12 protein-coding genes are annotated in these 16,530 nt (G+C 61.0%); 9 read left to right on the forward strand and 3 right to left on the reverse strand.

Annotated features, from left to right (window positions below):
- The first annotated feature begins 126 nt into the window (after nt 1-126).
- A complete protein-coding gene (locus ACOOE1_RS05960) occupies nt 127-1,086 on the forward strand; it encodes a DNA cytosine methyltransferase (RefSeq protein ID WP_420405423.1) in 960 nt (319 codons plus the stop codon).
- A gap of 66 nt (nt 1,087-1,152) precedes the next feature.
- Nucleotides 1,153-2,055: a NaeI family type II restriction endonuclease gene (locus ACOOE1_RS05965; protein WP_420405424.1), complete on the forward strand. Its 903-nt coding sequence runs from the start codon at nt 1,153-1,155 to the stop codon at nt 2,053-2,055.
- A gap of 159 nt (nt 2,056-2,214) precedes the next feature.
- On the opposite strand, the gene ACOOE1_RS05970 is transcribed toward ACOOE1_RS05965, so the two are convergent.
- A complete protein-coding gene (locus tag ACOOE1_RS05970; protein ID WP_420405425.1) occupies nt 2,215-2,880 on the reverse strand; it encodes a hypothetical protein in 666 nt (221 codons plus the stop codon).
- Between ACOOE1_RS05970 and ACOOE1_RS05975 the strand changes: the two genes are divergently transcribed.
- A complete protein-coding gene (locus tag ACOOE1_RS05975; protein WP_420405426.1) occupies nt 2,879-3,040 on the forward strand; it encodes a hypothetical protein in 162 nt (53 codons plus the stop codon). The genes ACOOE1_RS05970 and ACOOE1_RS05975 overlap by 2 nt on opposite strands.
- A 484-nt stretch (nt 3,041-3,524) precedes the next feature.
- On the opposite strand, the gene ACOOE1_RS05980 is transcribed toward ACOOE1_RS05975, so the two are convergent.
- A complete protein-coding gene (locus tag ACOOE1_RS05980) occupies nt 3,525-4,430 on the reverse strand; it encodes an IS1595 family transposase (RefSeq protein WP_420405427.1) in 906 nt (301 codons plus the stop codon).
- 99 nt (nt 4,431-4,529) lie between these two features.
- Here ACOOE1_RS05980 and ACOOE1_RS05985 point away from each other — a divergent pair, with 99 nt between their 5' ends.
- From ACOOE1_RS05985 to ACOOE1_RS06005, 5 genes are all read left to right on the forward strand, one after another.
- The gene (locus ACOOE1_RS05985) at nt 4,530-5,000 is read left to right on the forward strand and encodes a hypothetical protein (RefSeq protein WP_420405428.1); all 471 of its coding nucleotides are present in this window, start codon (nt 4,530-4,532) and stop codon (nt 4,998-5,000) included.
- Entirely contained in the window at nt 4,987-6,054 is a 1,068-nt protein-coding gene (locus ACOOE1_RS05990; RefSeq protein ID WP_420405429.1) for a DUF262 domain-containing protein, read from the forward strand. The genes ACOOE1_RS05985 and ACOOE1_RS05990 overlap by 14 nt, the downstream gene beginning before the upstream one ends.
- A gap of 64 nt (nt 6,055-6,118) precedes the next feature.
- Entirely contained in the window at nt 6,119-7,915 is a 1,797-nt protein-coding gene (ade, locus tag ACOOE1_RS05995) for an adenine deaminase (protein ID WP_420405430.1), read from the forward strand.
- Between the two features lie 125 nt (nt 7,916-8,040).
- Entirely contained in the window at nt 8,041-8,517 is a 477-nt protein-coding gene (locus ACOOE1_RS06000) for a PAS domain-containing protein (RefSeq protein ID WP_420405431.1), read from the forward strand.
- Nucleotides 8,518-8,686: 169 nt separating this feature from the next.
- Nucleotides 8,687-11,320, forward strand: a complete 2,634-nt coding sequence (locus ACOOE1_RS06005; protein WP_420405432.1) for an ATP-binding protein — start codon at nt 8,687-8,689, stop codon at nt 11,318-11,320.
- A gap of 115 nt (nt 11,321-11,435) precedes the next feature.
- On the opposite strand, the gene acnA is transcribed toward ACOOE1_RS06005, so the two are convergent.
- On the reverse strand, nt 11,436-14,123 hold the full coding sequence (acnA, locus tag ACOOE1_RS06010; RefSeq protein ID WP_420405433.1) for an aconitate hydratase AcnA: 2,688 nt from the start codon (nt 14,121-14,123) through the stop codon (nt 11,436-11,438).
- 449 nt (nt 14,124-14,572) lie between these two features.
- Between acnA and ACOOE1_RS06015 the strand changes: the two genes are divergently transcribed.
- Nucleotides 14,573-16,504: an AMP-binding protein gene (locus ACOOE1_RS06015; protein WP_420405434.1), complete on the forward strand. Its 1,932-nt coding sequence runs from the start codon at nt 14,573-14,575 to the stop codon at nt 16,502-16,504.
- Nucleotides 16,505-16,530: the final 26 nt, after the last annotated feature.

Here is a 16,530-nt window from a genome sequence, read left to right on the forward strand (position 1 = left end):
CGAGAAAATTTTCTAAAAACACCAAAAATTAGTTGCGAACAAAGCGGGAACATATATACTGCCGTAAGATAAGTATTGATCTAGCCGACCACAACAGATTGTATGCGAGCGAAAGGGGAGCGCAACATGCTGACGTCTGTCGAACTATGTGCTGGTGCTGGGGGGCAAGCCCTCGGCCTGGAACAAGCCGGCTTCTCCCACACTGCGTTGGTCGAGATCGATGCGCACTGCTGCAACACACTGCGCCACAACCGGCCCGAATGGAACGTCATTGAAGAAGACATGCGGATCTTCAAAGAGCGTTCGGCGGATTACAGAGGCATGGACCTTCTGGCTGGCGGACTTCCCTGCCCTCCTTTCTCTGTCGCGGGCAAACAGTTGGGCGAGAAGGACGAGCGCAACCTGTTCAACGATGCCATCGACATAATTGATTTCACTCGTCCCCGCGCTGTGATGATCGAAAATGTTCGCGGTTTCTTAGACGCCGTGTTCCATGACTACCGCGAGCGCCTGAAAACGCAGTTGGACAAGCTTGGGTACAAGACGGCCTGGCGGCTTATGAACGCGTCCGACTTTGGTGTGCCGCAACTCCGTCCTCGCGTCGTAATTGTCGCAATACAAAAAGAACGCGCTGAGTTATTCAGTTGGCCCGAACCAAATCCTTTCGATCCGCCTACCGTCGGCGAAACCTTGCGCGATCTGATGGCAGCGCGCGGGTGGCGCGGTGCGGACGACTGGGCAGCGAAAGCCGATGAAATCGCTCCGACTATTGTCGGCGGCTCAAAGAAGCATGGGGGCCCTGACCTCGGCCCAACCCGTGCACGGGCGGCCTGGGCATCACTCGGCGTTGAAGGACGGACAATTGCCCCCGAAGCACCGGATGCCTTTCATAACGGAATGCCGCGTCTGACCGTGCCAATGGTGGCCCGGCTGCAGGGGTTCCCGGATGATTGGCATTTCACGGGAGCGAAGACGAACGCATATAGGCAGGTCGGGAACGCGTTCCCGCCTCCTGTAGCGCACGCCGTGTCAGCACGAATTGCAGAAGCATTGACGCACCCTGTGCTCATGGCGGTCAACAGCTAGCCTTCTCAAACGCATAAGCCTGTGCCAAGCTACTGAGAATGAACAAATTCTCAGAGCAGATTTCATTTGAAAAAGAATATTCCAGACAGCGTTGTCGTTCCAGGGCATCAAGACTACGATTTACTGATCTCCATTGCGGATGAGATAACGAAACGGGCGGGCGGCAATGCAGAATTGTCAGCCAAATTCTCCGAGATGCTCCGTCAATGCATCGATGACGTTATTATGACCCCTAAGACGGGACGGCGCTCATACGATGAGCTGGAGAAAACTGAAAAAACCTACATTGGCACACGAGTAGAGATTGAACTTCGGGCTCTGCTACGACTGCCTAAAGGTAAACTCGATACAGTAATTCTTGGACGAGATGTCGACATCAAGAACACGATGGGCAGCAACTGGATGATCCCAACAGAGGCTTTCAACCATCCCTGTATCCTTGTGGCTGCAGACGAAGTGCAAGCTAATTGCTACCTTGGACTGATTGTCGCGCGCCCAGAATATCTAACATCTGGCCAAAACAAGGACTCGAAGAAAAGTATTTCGTCATCAGGATTTGCGAACATACTCTGGTTGTTGCAACGCCAGCCATATCCACCAAATTTTTGGCGTACCGTAGCACCAGAAGTAGTTGACCGAATATTTGCTCAGACATCTGGCAATCGGCGCGTAGCTGAGCTGTTCAGAAAGGTGCAAGGGATACCAATCACGCGAGAAGTCATTGAAGCTGTGGCACAACAGCAAGACTTTATGCGCCGCATCCGCTCGGACAAAGGCAACGGTACGCGGGACCGATTAGCTCGCGAGGGCATTTTGCGCTTATCGGGTCAATACGACGCACCGCTTATAGAAGCATTAGGGCTACCTTCATGTTCCGGAAGTGAGTTTATATCACACCAACTGACTACCCAAGCCGAAGTCGATCTGGCAATTCAGCATGAAATTCTAATAGATTGGCGACCCGAATGACTAATCGAGAACTGCTTCGATTACTTCGAACAATTGGCCCAGTCGAGTTCGCCAACTCTCTCTTATTCAACGACTACGCATGGTTCTGCCGGCAACTATATACTTGACTGAACTGGTTCGGGATGGCAGAGGAAAATCAAGAGGTTGAGGAGATTGAGGTTACTCCTGAGATGATTCAGGCGGGGGCTGCTGTTGTCGCTGAGAACTATAGCGATCTTGCTGATTATCGAACTCAGCACGTCGCAGAGCAGGTATATCGGGCCATGAACGCGCGTCTTCTGGATGGCCGAGTTGGTGCTGGATCGCGTGCAGAAATCTTCGAAGTTCGTTGATTTTCCATTCCGTGAATTGAATTTCATCCACGAACCCTTTTTCGGCGAGTTTGCGCGCGTGCGGGTTTCCGTGTTCGCTTGATGGCACGAAGAAAACTTCGAACTGTTCATTGAAATCGAACCCATAGGGGGCATGCAGAATCGAGTTGCGCGCGTCTTCGATGCTGTTCATTTGATTCAAGACGCCCTTAATGAGCAGATGCGCGAACTTGCTTTCCGGGCCGAAAAGCTTTTTTGTTGCTGCGGCTAGCATATCGCGTGCGTTTCTATCGGACCTCACCGCATGCCAAGCGGCAAGGGCAACGTCTTGGGCCTTGGGGGAGACTGTCGCCGCGAATTGCTGCCCAAGTTCCTCGTGCAGCACGTTCCAGGAGATGGCAACGCGGCCAATCTCCATGGCGTGGTACTCAAGAATCCGCGCTAGTTCGGCGTTAAATTTGTTCTCTTCTGTGATCAGAGGGAACGGGCCTTTTGGGGAATCATGGTCGGACATGTCAGACACTCCGAAAAAAGACGACGAACCGAAAGTGACCGAAGAAGGTCAACGCAAGGGCGACGAGATCCTGCGGCGGATGCTCAACACGCCTCCGAAGCCGCATAAGCCGAAGAACGAACGGGGTGCCGAAGCACCCCGCCGCCCTCAGAAGAAGTAAGCGGCAACCGCCACCACGAAAGCGAACAATTGCCGATAGCTGACTTCAAACTGAACTGAGACCTTAACCATCGTATTTGATCCGGTTAGGCCGCAGCGCTGCGGCGATAAAACCGCACTTGTTTAACGACGCGTTGTTACGTCGTGCCCGTCCCTATGCGCATCTTGGGTTGGGCGTCGAACGTTCACGAGACTGCAATACCCGTGGCCCGTGCCGTGTTGGGGCGGACTCACTGAGTCGGCCAACTAGCACGGGGGACGGAGCTGGTCCCGATCCGGTCCATTAGCCGCCCCCGACATGGGGCGACACACGACCTGTCTGGGCCGTAACCATGATTTGGGCTCCGGTTGTTCACCTTCCCTCCTCATGGTTACGGCCATTTTGGCTGATTCAGTCGTCGCGAGTCGAGTCGTGAAGGTAGAGTTCTAGTTTCGCCAACTCGATCAATTGGCGAAACTCCTTACGGCTCAGACGGCCACCGGAGTTATGCCCAAGCAGCAGTCCGCCGATAGGTCAGACGCTTGCCTTCGGCGCCCTTGATGATGGCAACGGCGCGCTCGAAGTCATCGACGTTGCGATGGTTGTAACGGAAGTCGAATTCCCCGAGATAGCGCTTCAGGTGCTTCTTGGACACGGCCTGATAGGTGCCGTGGATGCCACGTTTCAGGATGGAGAAATAGTTCTCCACCGTGTTGGTGTGGAAGAACCCACCGCGCACGTACTCCTCGATGGAGTGGTTGACGGTGCCATGAGCCGAGAAGGCTTTGCCGGGCTTGCGATACACGGGCGCTTCATCGGTCATCAGCATGGACTTGATGTCCACCTGCTCGTTGATAGTCTTGCGCACGGTGCGGCCCGTAACGTCGGGGATATGGCGCGAGCGGACCTTACCGTCACGTTCCACCAGAGACATGACGGCTTCCTTGGCGCGGGGCTTGCGGAACGCACGGTTCTTCGCCTTGCCGCCGATATAGGTCTCGTCGGCCTCGACAACCTTGTTGTCACCGCCTACGGGATCGGCGCTGAACTCACGCATGGACTCGCGGATGCGGTGAGCCATGAACCAAGCAGTTTTGTAGGTCACGCCAAGCATACGGTGAAGCTGGTGCGCGCTAATGCCCTTCTTCGAGGAAGCGAACAGATGCGTTGCCAGCACCCACTTGTGCAGGCCGATCTTGGAGCGCTCGTAGATGGTGCCGACGCGAACCGTGAACTTCTTGCGGCAGGCGTTGCAGTGATACCAGCCGGGTCCCATGGACTTGCCGCCCAGAGCGGAGACGGTCTCGGTCCGATTGCAGTCGGGGCAGATCGCGCCATTCGGCCAGCGGATCTGTTCCAGGTGCTCTCGGGCTGCGTCTTCGTCGTGGTAGATCTTGGCGGTGATATCCATGGTCTTTCTCCTCACCCGTGTATGTGGGGAAGGAGCCTTGTTCAGTCAAGTATATAATTGCCGTTCTGCCCCACCAGGAGCGGTGACGAATATGATCGCGTGAAAACGGTCTTCAGTGAAATTTTTAGAAACGATCCATCAGATATTGCAATCGTTGGAAGCGGGAAATATGGCTTCAGCCTGTCGCCCGAAAAAAATTTTCGTGCATTTCAGCCAAACGAGGAAGACGAAAACCCATCAGACATTGACCTCGTCGTCGTATCAAAAGGTATTTTCAATGAAACTTGGCATAACCTGAGACGCGCACACTACAATGGCGCAGTAGACGCACGAAAATACTATCAAGAAGATATTTTTCGTCGATTTATTATGGTGGGAACAGATAATTCAAACGAAACACGCTACCTTCGCGATCTGTCATCGCTACTTGATAAAGTGCGCAAAACCTCAACGAGTCAATTTGGCATCACGCAGACAATAAAATTACGCGTTTATAACACTTGGTCGGATGCGAAATCCTACCATATTTGGAGCCTGCAAAAACTCGGAGAACAACATGGGATTCAATAACGAAATACAACCATCGAGACCAAACATCACAGAAATTCTATCAAAAATGAGAAACTCAGATTACTATGTAGACAGATCATTTCAGAGAAGACTTATTTGGACAGACAAACAAAAAGTCAGACTAATTGAAACCGTACTTATGGAATACCCAATGCCAGAGATATATCTTTGGGAGCAGTCTCCGGATGTAAACACCGGACAACAAAAATTTAGTATAGTTGACGGACAACAAAGACTTTCTACACTTCGTGAATTTACAAGCAATGAATGGCCATTGAAGAAATCTTTTCTCGATCCAAGTCACCAGGAAGAATCATATGCCGACAAATATTGGAAAGATTTGAGTGCCGAGCAGAGGGCATCAATATTTCAATACAATATTAACGCACGGCGGATTCCGAGCACCGTCGATGAAGATGAAATTCGAAGAATTTTTGCTCGCTTGAATGAAACGGACCGCTCCCTCAACCCTCAAGAAATGCGCCACGCGACACTGAACGGAGCATTTCTAAATGCGTCGCTCAAAGTGGCAGATAGCCAAGAATTTAAAGGTTTGAATATTTTTACAACCGATAACATACGCCGTATGGGAGACGTTGAGTTTGCTAGTCAACTTCTTGGATATGAGAGAAAAGGGATAGTAAGCGATACCCCGACAAGCATGAACGACTTATACAATGATTTCAGCAGCGAATACACGGAGTCTGAAATAGATACAAAAAAAGTTATAAAATCTCTAAAATTCATTTGCGACGTATTCAAAGACGACAACGCCCGCGCGTTCTTTGAAACCCAAAACTATGTATACACGCTTCACTGCCTACTTGATCTGAAACCGAATGCTTCTGTCGACGATTGGAAGGCGGCTCTTTCTGCTTTCGCGAAGGCATATATTGACGCAACAGATAACTCGAATCCCAATGCTGAGATCGATGAGAATTTAGCTGATTTCAGGTCAGGCGCCAGCTCACGAACTCGGAGCAAAGGCAGCCGTACCCAGAGGCTCTTCGGCCTGAAAAAATGGATCGATCAACGCTTTCCGGCTTTTAAATGATGATTAATCTCATTGCGGTTTTCTGATCCCATTCTTCGAGTTACACTCCCTATCAGGAGCCCCCATGCCCCTCCCCCTCAAATCCTGGCCCGAAGCCGCCCCGCGCCTCGTCGCCGTTGCGGGCGGGCGCTCCCCCGCGGATCTCGTCATCCGCAATGTCCGCCTCGTCAATGTGCACAGCCGCGAGGTGCTGGACTGGGAGGTCACGGTCGCCGAGGGGCGTTTCGCCTATACGGGGCCGGACGCTTCGCACTGCATCGGGCCGGCGACCCGCGTGGTCGACGGCGGCGGGCGCTACCTGATCCCGGGGCTCTGCGACGGGCACATGCATATCGAGTCCGGCATGCTGACGCCCGCGGAGTTCGCCGCCGCGGTGATCCCGCACGGCACCACGACCATGTTCACCGACCCGCACGAGATCGCCAACGTGCTCGGGCTCCGGGGCGTGCGCATGATGCATGACGAGGCGCTGCTGCAGCCGGTCAACATCTTCACCCAGATGCCCTCCTGCGCCCCCTCCGCCCCCGGGCTGGAGACCACCGGCTTCGAGATCGGCGCGGGCGACGTGGCGGAGGCGATGCACTGGCCCGGCATCATCGGGCTCGGCGAGATGATGAACTTTCCGGGCGTGATCAACGGCGATGCGCAGATGCTGGCGGAGATGGCGGCGGTCATGAACGCCGGTAAGACCGTCGGCGGGCACTACGCCTCGCCCGACCGGGGCGCCGCCTTCAGCGCCTATGTCGCGGGCGGCGCGGCGGACGATCACGAGGGCACGGCGGAAGCCGACGCCATCGCGCGGGTGCGCAACGGCATGCGCTCGATGATGCGGCTCGGCTCCGCCTGGTACGATGTCGAGAGCCAGATCACGGCGGTCACCGAAAAGGGCCTCGATCCGCGCAATTTCATCCTCTGCACCGACGACAGCCATTCCGGCACGCTGGTGCAGGAGGGGCACATGAACCGGGTGGTGCGCCACGCGATCTCCTGCGGCGCGGACCCGCTGGTCGCGCTGCAGATGGCGACGATCAACACCGCGAGCCATTTCGGCCTGGAGCGCGAGCTCGGTTCCATCGCCCCCGGACGGCGGGCGGACATGATCCTGACCTCGGATCTCCGGGACCTGCCGATCGAGGAGGTCTTCGCGCGCGGGGTGACGGTGGCGCGGGACGGGAAGATCACGGTCGACTGCCCGCATTACGCCTGGCCGGAAGAGGTGCGGCGGACGGTGCATCTCGGCAAGGAGCTTGCGCCGGGCGATTTCGAGATCCCGGCGCCCGCGGGCGCGAACGCGGTGACGGCGAAGGTGATCGGCGTGGTCGAGAACCAGGCGCCGACCAGGGCGCTGACGGCCGAGCTGCCGGTGGTGGACGGGGTGGTGGAAGGGGATTTGGCGCAGGACGTCTGCCAGATCGCGCTGGTCGAGCGCCACCGCGCGACCGGCGGGGTGGTGAACGGCTTCGTCTCCGGCTTCGGCTACAAGGGCCGGATGGCGATGGCCTCCACCGTCGCCCATGACAGCCACCACATGATCGTCGTCGGCACCGACCGGGCGCTGATGGCCAAGGCGGCGATGCGGCTCGGCGAGATCGGCGGCGGGGTCACGGTCTGGAAGGACGGCGCCGAGATCGCGCTGGTCGAGCTGCCAATCGCGGGGCTGATGTCGGACCGCCCGGCGGCCGAGGTCGCGGCCAAGGCGCAGCGCATGGTCGAGGCGATGGAGGCGTGCGGCTGCAGGCTCAACAACGCCTACATGCAGCACTCGCTCCTGGCGCTGGTGGTGATCCCCGAGCTCCGGATCAGCGATCTCGGGCTGGTGGATGTGACGAAATTCGAACTGACGGAACTGCTGGAGGGCTGAGGCGCGGCTGAGGCGCGCCGCCCGCGCCGCCTCTCTCCGCCCGCCCCGGCCGCGCCGCCATGACCGTGGCCAGCAATGCGGCGGCGGGGTAGATTGACGGCGGGACGGCAGGTTCGAGGGCGCTTATGGACCATATCTCGCCGCGCGGCACCCAGGCGCTTGCCCGCCTGCCGGTCGGGGCCCCGGCCGGAGCGGCGGCGCTGCTGGACTACTGGCAGGACAAGGCCGCGGCCGCCGGCGGCGTGCCGGGCCGCGCGGATTTCGGACCGTTCGAGCTCCGGCGCTGGCTCGGCCTGGTCAGCATCTACCAGCAGCTGCCCGGGGGCGGCGATTTCCGCAACCGGCTGGAGGGTACCGGGATCGTCGAGCTGACCGGCGAGGACTGGACCGGCGGCCTGTCCTCGGAGATCGATGCGCGCTACGGCACCCGCCTGACCGCGGACCTCGCCGCCGCGCTGGAGCGCCGGACGCCGGTGCTGCACCGCATCTCCGTGTTCCAGAAGAGCTTCAGGTCCGCGATCCGGCTTCTGCTGCCGGTTGCCTCCGGCGCCGGCGGTCGCGCGGACCAGGTGCTGCTGGCGATTTTCGCCGAGCGGGACTGATCCGGGAGCGCGGTCGCGAAACGCACGGATTCCAGGGGGGCTTTACCTTTACGAAAGGTCGCGAGACTATAGTGGCCGACTTGTTCGCTCCGGGGATCCCCCCGTCGCGCGGCCCGGCCGCGCCGCCGGCCCCGGTAATGTGCTGCATGTCGGAGGGGCGGGAACGGACATGACCGACTGGCTGCCGGACATCGTCAAGAACCTCGGCGTCCTTATGATGCTCGCCGTCGGCATCGCCTATATCCAGACCGTCGCGCTCGACAAGGCCACCCGGTTCCGGCGCGATTTCCTCTCCGGAATTCTCTTCGGCATCGTCATCATCGTCGTCATGCTGAGCCCGATTTCCCTGCCCGCGGGAGCGACCTTCGACCCGCGCGCCGGGCCGGCCATCCTCGCCGGCGTGTTCGCGGGCCCGGCCGGCGGTGTCATCGCGGCCGCGCTCGGCGCCTTCGGGCGCTACTACCTGGTCGGCGGCCCGGTCGCGCTCGGCGGCAGCGTCGGCTTCGTGCTCTACGGCCTGTTCGGCATCGGCGCCGGGATCCTGATCCGCCGCTACGGCCATCCGCTGACCCCCCTGAACCTGCTGCTGCTCTCCATCGCCGGCACCATCGCCGTGCTGCCGGCCTTCTTCGTCAGCGCCGACGTGCCGACCGCCATCGCCATCCTGAAGAAGGCGGGCGCCCTCTTCCTGCTGCAGAACGTCGCCAGCACCCTGATCGTCGGGCTTGCCATCGACTATGCGAACCAGTTCGCCCGCCTGCGCAACGCGCTGATCGAACGACAGCAGGAAGACGCGAAGCTGTCGCTGGTCGCCCGCTCGACCACCAACGCGGTCGTCATCACCGATGCCGGGGGCCACGTCGAATGGGTCAACGAGGCCTTCACGCGGCTCACCGGCTACGAGCTGGAAGAGATTGCCGGGAAGAAACCCGGCAGCTTCCTCCAGGGCAGGGACAGCGATCCGGCGACGGTCGCGCACATGCACGACTGCCTGGAAGCGAAGCAGCCCTTCGATGTCGAGATCATCAACTACACGAAGGCGAACGAGCCCTTCTGGCTCAGGATCCATTGCCAGCCGGTCGAGGAGGAGGACGAGCCGCTGCGCTTCATCGCGATCGAGAGCAATGTGACCAAGCGCAAGACGGCCGAGCTGCTGCTGGAGCAGAGCCGGCAGAAGCTCGAGGCCCAGCTCGAGCAGACGCAGCAGGCGAACCGGCGCATCGAGCAGCAGTCGAAGGAGCTCGTCGCGCATGCCGAGAAGGAAGTCGAACTCAGGGTCAAGGCCGAGGCCGCGGAAAAGGCCAAGAGCGAGTTCCTCGCCAGCATGAGCCACGAGATCCGCACGCCGATGACCGGCGTCATGGGCTTCGCGGACCTGCTGCTGGAGGACGATCTCCCGAAAGAGAGCGCCGAGAAGGTCAGGCAGATCAAGACCGCCACGCAGTCCCTGCTCCGCATCATCAACGACATTCTCGACATCTCGAAGCACGATGCCGGGAAACTGGCCTTTGAACCGCGCGCCTTCCGGACGCGGACGGTGCTCGAGGACGTCGTCAGCCTGTTCCGCACGACCCGCATGGCACCGGTATCCGGCGCCCTCGAGATCGGCTGCCGCATCGACGACGCCATTCCGGAGTACGTGATCGCGGATCCCATCAGGCTGCGGCAGATCCTGGTCAATCTGGTCGGCAATGCGGTGAAATTCACCGAGCAGGGCCGCGTGGACCTGAGATGCAGCCTCGATCCGGACGCGTCCCGGCTGCGCTTCGAGATCTGCGATACCGGGATCGGCGTTTCCGAAGACGCGCTCGCGACCCTGTTCGACGCCTTTACCCAGGCGGATTCCTCGCTCTCGCGGAACTACCAGGGAACCGGTCTCGGCCTGTCGATCTGCAAGCGGCTGGTCGAGCTTATGGGCGGCGAGATCGGCGCCGAGAGCACGGTCGGCGTCGGCAGCACCTTCTGGTTCACGCTGCCCTTCGAGACCGCGAGCAGCGCCGATGTCGAGCCTGCGGGCCCGCGCCCGAGCGTCGCCGAGGGCGGCGAGAATGCCGGGCTTCGCATCCTGGTCGCCGAGGACAACGAGGTGAACCGCACCATCATCGCCTCGATCCTCGACAGTCTCGGGCATGATGCCGACATGGTCGAGAACGGACGGGAGGCGGTCGCCGCCGCCCGCGACGGCCACTACGACGCCGTGCTGATGGATATCAGAATGCCGGTCATGTCGGGCCTCGACGCCACGCGGGCGATCCGCGCCGGAGAGACGCCCGGCCAGCATGTTCCGATCATCGCCCTCACCGCGGACGTGGTCAGCGAGAACCAGGAAACCTATTTCGAGGCCGGCATGAACGCCTGCGTCGCGAAGCCGATCGAGCGCGACGAACTTGCCCGTACGATCCAGCGCGTCGCCGCGCCGCCCGCCGCGGCCAGTCGACCTGCAGAGGCCGGCCGGCCCGCAGCGGCCGACGCCCGATACGATTACCACGAGGCCGTCCGGCGCCTCGGGATCAGCGGCGGGCTGCTCGATACGCTGCTGCACCAGTTCGTCGAGAACTATCATGACGCCGGCAGGACGATCGGCGATCTCGTCGGCGAGGACAAGCTCGACGAGGCGCTGGAAGTCCTGCACACCGTGCGCGGTGTTTCGGCCAATCTCGGCGCCATGGCGCTCGCGGAGACCGCGGCCGAGGTCGAGCGGCGGATCCGGGACAGCAACAAGGACAGCGTCGTCGATGCCCTCCCGGTCTTCGCCTCGACGCTGGAACAGACGATCGCCAGCATGAGCCGGCGCAACCTCTAGTCCCCGCCCCGGCAGATGCGCAGACCGGCGTCCCGGAGACCGGTCGGTCACCGGAACAAAAACGCCCGGCCGAGGCCGGGCGTTTCCGTGTCAGGTCGAAGCGTTCTGCCGGACGTCACGCCGCCTTGGCGATGTTCCGGAGCACGTATTGCAGGATGCCGCCGTGGCGGTAGTAGTCCACCTCGTCCGCGGTATCGATGCGGCAGAGCAGCGTGATCTCCTTCACCGAACCGTCCGCGTAGGTGATCTTGCACGGCACGTCCATACGCGGAGTGATGCCGCCCGCGATGCCGGTGATGTCGAAGGTCTCCGTGCCCTTCAGCCCCAGCGTCTCCCGGTTGTCACCGTCCTTGAACTGCAGCGGCAGCACGCCCATGCCGACGAGGTTGGAGCGGTGGATACGCTCGAAGCTCTCGACGATCACGGCGCCGACGCCGAGGAGACGGGTGCCCTTCGCCGCCCAGTCGCGGCTGGAGCCGGTGCCGTATTCCTTGCCGCCGACGACGACCAGCGGAACGCCTTCCTTCTGGTAGCGCATCGCCGCGTCGTAGATCGGCATCGTCTCGCCGGAGGGATAATGCACCGTGAGACCGCCGGTCAGCCCGCCGCCCATCTCGTTCTTCAGGCGGATGTTGGCGAAGGTGCCGCGCATCATGATCTCGTGGTTGCCGCGGCGTGCGCCGTAGGCGTTGAAATCCACGGGACGGACCTGACGTTCACGCAGATAGTCACCCGCCGGGCTGTCCGACTTGATCGAACCAGCCGGAGAGATGTGGTCGGTGGTGATCGAGTCGCCGAGCACCGCGAGTTCGCGCGCGCCGGTGATGTCGGCCAGCTCGCCCGGCTCCATCGCCATGCCCTGGAAATAGGGCGGGTTCTGGACGTAGGTCGAGCCGTCGTTCCAGTTGTAGGTTAGGCTGCCGGTGGTCTGCACCGCCTGCCATTCCTTGGTGCCCTCGAAAACGTTGGCATAGCGCGACTGGAACATCTCGCGGGAAACGCTCTGGTGCACGACCTCGGCGATCTCGTGGTTGGTCGGCCAGATGTCTTTCAGGAACACCGGGTTGCCGTCCGGATCGGTGCCGAGCGGGTCCTTGTAGAGGTCCACGTTCAGGTTGCCGGCGATGGCGTAGGCGACGACCAGCGGCGGCGAGGCGAGGTAGTTCGCCTTGACGTGCGGGTTGACGCGGCCCTCGAAGTTCCGGTTGCCGGAGAGCACCGAGGTGACCACCAGATCGCCCTTCTCCACCGCTTCCGCGATATGCGGGTCGAGCGGGCCGGAGTTGCCGATGCAGGTGGTGCAGCCGTAGCCGACGAGGTTGAAGCCGAGCTTGTCGAGCTCGGTCTGCAGGCCGGCCTTCTCCAGATAGTCGGTGACGACCTGGGAGCCCGGCGCGAGCGAGGTCTTCACCCACGGCTTGCGGGTCAGGCCCTTGGCCGCCGCGTTGCGCGCGACGAGACCCGCCGCGATCAGCACGTAGGGGTTGGAGGTGTTGGTGCAGGAGGTGATCGCCGCGATCACGACATCGCCGTCGGACAGCGTGTAATCCTCGCCCTCGACCGGGATGTCACGCGGCGCGACACCGCCGGCGAGATCCTTGAAGGCCTTGGCGAACTCGGGAGCCGCCTCGGTCAGCAGAACGCGGTCCTGCGGACGCTTCGGACCGGCGAGCGACGGCACGACGGTACCGAGATCCAGTTCAAGCGTGTCGGTGAAGACCAGCTCCTGGCTGTCGTCCCGCCACATGCCCTGGGCCTTTGCATATTCCTCGACCAGCGCGATGCGGTCGTCCTCGCGGCCGGTCAGCCGGAGGTAGTTGAGGCATTCCTGGTCGACCGGGAAGAAGCCGCAGGTGGCACCGTATTCCGGCGCCATGTTGGCGATCGTCGCACGGTCGGCGAGCGGCAGCTCGTTCAGGCCCGGGCCGTAGAACTCGACGAACTTGCCGACCACGCCCTTCTTGCGCAGCATCTGCACGACGGTGAGCACCAGGTCGGTCGCGGTCGCGCCTTCCGGCATCTTGCCGGTCAGCTTGAAGCCGACGACTTCCGGGATCAGCATGGAGACCGGCTGGCCGAGCATGGCCGCTTCCGCCTCGATGCCGCCGACGCCCCAGCCGAGCACGGCCATGCCGTTCACCATGGTGGTGTGGCTGTCGGTGCCGACCAGCGTGTCCGGATAGGCGATCGTCTTGCCGTCCTCGTCCTTGGTCCAGACGGTCTGGGCGAGATGCTCCAGGTTCACCTGGTGACAAATGCCGGTTCCCGGCGGGACGACCCGGAAGTTGCGGAAGGCCTTGGAACCCCAGCGCAGGAACTCGTAGCGCTCGCCGTTGCGTTCGAACTCGAGGTCGACGTTCTTCTTGAAGGAATCGGGGCCGCCGAAGGCATCCACCATGACCGAGTGATCGATCACGAGGTCGACCGGAGAGAGCGGATTGATCTTCTCCGGGTCGCCGCCGAGCTGCGTCATGGCGTCGCGCATCGCGGCGAGGTCGACCACCGCCGGAACGCCCGTGAAGTCCTGCATCAGGACACGGGCTGGACGATAGGCGATTTCACGGTCGGACTTCTTGTCCTTGACCCACTGGGCGAGCGCCTTGACGTCGTCCACGGTCACCGTGCGTCCGTCCTCGTAGCGCAGCAGGTTCTCGAGCAGCACCTTCAGGGAGTAGGGAAGCTTGCGAATCTCCGGATATCCGGCATCGGCGAAGGCTTCGAGGCTGTAGTAATCATAGCTCTTTCCGGCCGCTTTGAGCGTACGCCGGGTTTTCAGACTGTCTTGGCCAGCAGTCACGGTCATCTCCTGTTGAATCGGTGATGGCGGCCGCCCGAGGAGCGCCTCGGCCCGGTCTCTCCCAATAGTCTTTGTGGCGCGGGCGGAGAGCGCTCCGGACCGCGCGCCCCGTTTATAGAAAATTCCGCGGAAGAGTGCCAGTCCCGTCTGCTGCAAATAAGCGTCTCTGCGGGCTTGCCGATTTGCGAAATTCCGTTCCGCAATTTGCCACATTAGAAATAATCTTGTTGACCTCGGCACGAGCGCATCCAAAAATCGGCACCAATCAAAGGGGGCCGCAACGACGGCATCCCGATAACAACATCGGTTCGAAAACGGCGATCCGCGGCAAACGCGGGGGCTGCGGGCCGGGACGGACAGGGAGGTGGCGCTTGCTTCGCAAGAGCCCGGGTGCATCCGAAATCTCAGACTGTTCGCCCCTGCCCGGTTTCCGGACCGCGTAATAGGGATGGAACATGGCGTACGAGTACCCGGATCCTTCGGTCTACGACACATTGCCGAAGCTGCTGCGTTTCAATGCGGAACGTCATCCGACAGAAGTGGCCCTCCGCGAAAAGGATTACGGGGTCTGGACCGAATTCACCTGGGCCGACTACCAGGAACGCGTCCGTAACCTCGCCCTTGCGATGCACGAGGCCGGCCTGCGGAAGGGCGACGTTTTCGCCATCATCGGCGACAACAACGTGGACTGGATCTGCGCCGAGCTCGCCGCGCAGTCCGTCGGCGCCATGACCATCGGCTTCTACCGCGACGTTCTCGAGGACGAGATCGCCTATCTCGCCGGCTACAGCCAGGCGAAGATGGCCTATGCCGAGGACCAGGAGCAGGTCGACAAGTTCCTCGCGCTCGGCGACCGGGCCGATTCGATTGAGAAGATCATCTATTCCGACCAGCGCGGGATGCGGAAGTTCGACGATCCGCGCATCGTCTCCTTCAACGACCTGGTGGCTCGCGGCGCGGAGATCCACGCGAAGTCGCCGGAACTCTACGACCAACTGGTCGACGCGGTGACCGGCGAGGATGTCGCGATCCTCTGCACGACCTCCGGCACCACCTCCAACCCGAAACTGGCGGAGCTGCCGCACGGCAATTTCGTGCGTCACACCCAGCTTTACTTGAAACATGACCCGAAGGACTCGACGGACGAATACGTCTCCGTGCTGCCGATGCCCTGGATCATGGAGCAGGTCTATACCCTCGGCTTCGGCCTCAATTCCCGCATGAAGGTGAGTTTCCCCGAAAACGAGGAAACCGCGATGCAGGACATGCGTGAGATCGGCCCGACGTTCCTCCTGCTGGCGCCTCGCGTGCTGGAGCAGATCGCCGCCGACATGCGCGCCCGGGTGATGGATGCCGGGCCGCTGACCCAGTGGATCTTCGAGAAGGGCGTCGCGCTCGGCACCGAAGCGGTCGAGCAAGGAAGCCGTTCGTGGCTGGCCGACACCATGCTGTTCGGCGCGTTGCGTGACCGGCTCGGCTTCTCCAACGTGCGCTCGGCAGCAACCGGCGGCGCGGCAATGGGTCCCGAGACCTTCAAGCTCTTCCTTGCCATGGGCGTGCCGCTGAAACAGCTCTACGGACAGACCGAACTGCTCGGCGCCTACACGCTGCAGGACGGCAAGGAGATCGACGTCGACACGGTCGGCGTGCCGTTCGAGGGCTGCGAGGTGAAGATCATAGATGCCGATACGGACGGCGTCGGAGAGATCGTGACCAGACATCCGAACATGTTCCGCGGTTTCTACAAGAATGCCGAGGCGACGAAAGCGGACATGAAGGACGGCTGGATGCATACGGGCGATGCCGGCTTCTTCGACGACAAGGGCCGCCTGACGGTGATCGACCGGGTGAAGGACATCGCCCAGACCCGCACCGGCACCAAGTTCTCGCCGCAATATATCGAGAACAAGCTGAAGTTCTCCCCCTATATCGGCGAGGCGGTGATCCTCGGGGCCGGTCAGGACTATCTGACGGCCATCATCTGCGTGCGCTTCTCCATCGTCTCGAAATGGGCAGAGAAAGCGCGCATCCCCTTCACCTCCTACACGAACCTCTCGGACCGGCCGGAGATCTATGAGCTCATCCGCGGCGAGATCGCGCATGTGAACGAGAGCCTTCCGGAGACCCAGAAAATCCGGAAATTCCTGCTTCTTTACAAAGAGCTGGATGCCGATGACGGCGAGCTCACCCGGACCCGCAAGGTCCGCCGCAGCGTGATCGCCGAACGCTACGGTCCGATCATCGAAGCGCTCTACGGCGACGGAGACCGGGCGGAGATGAACTCCGAGGTGACGTTTGAGGATGGCCGCAAGGGCAACATCCAGGCGTCGATGAAAATCATGGAAGTGGACGGCGCCGCAGCGCCGGCGTTGAAAAAGGCAGGCTGACCCGTGGCAGAAGCACAGACCATAGA

The sequence above is a fragment of the Nisaea sp. genome, assembly GCF_965216895.1.
Taxonomy (GTDB): domain Bacteria; phylum Pseudomonadota; class Alphaproteobacteria; order Thalassobaculales; family Thalassobaculaceae; genus Nisaea.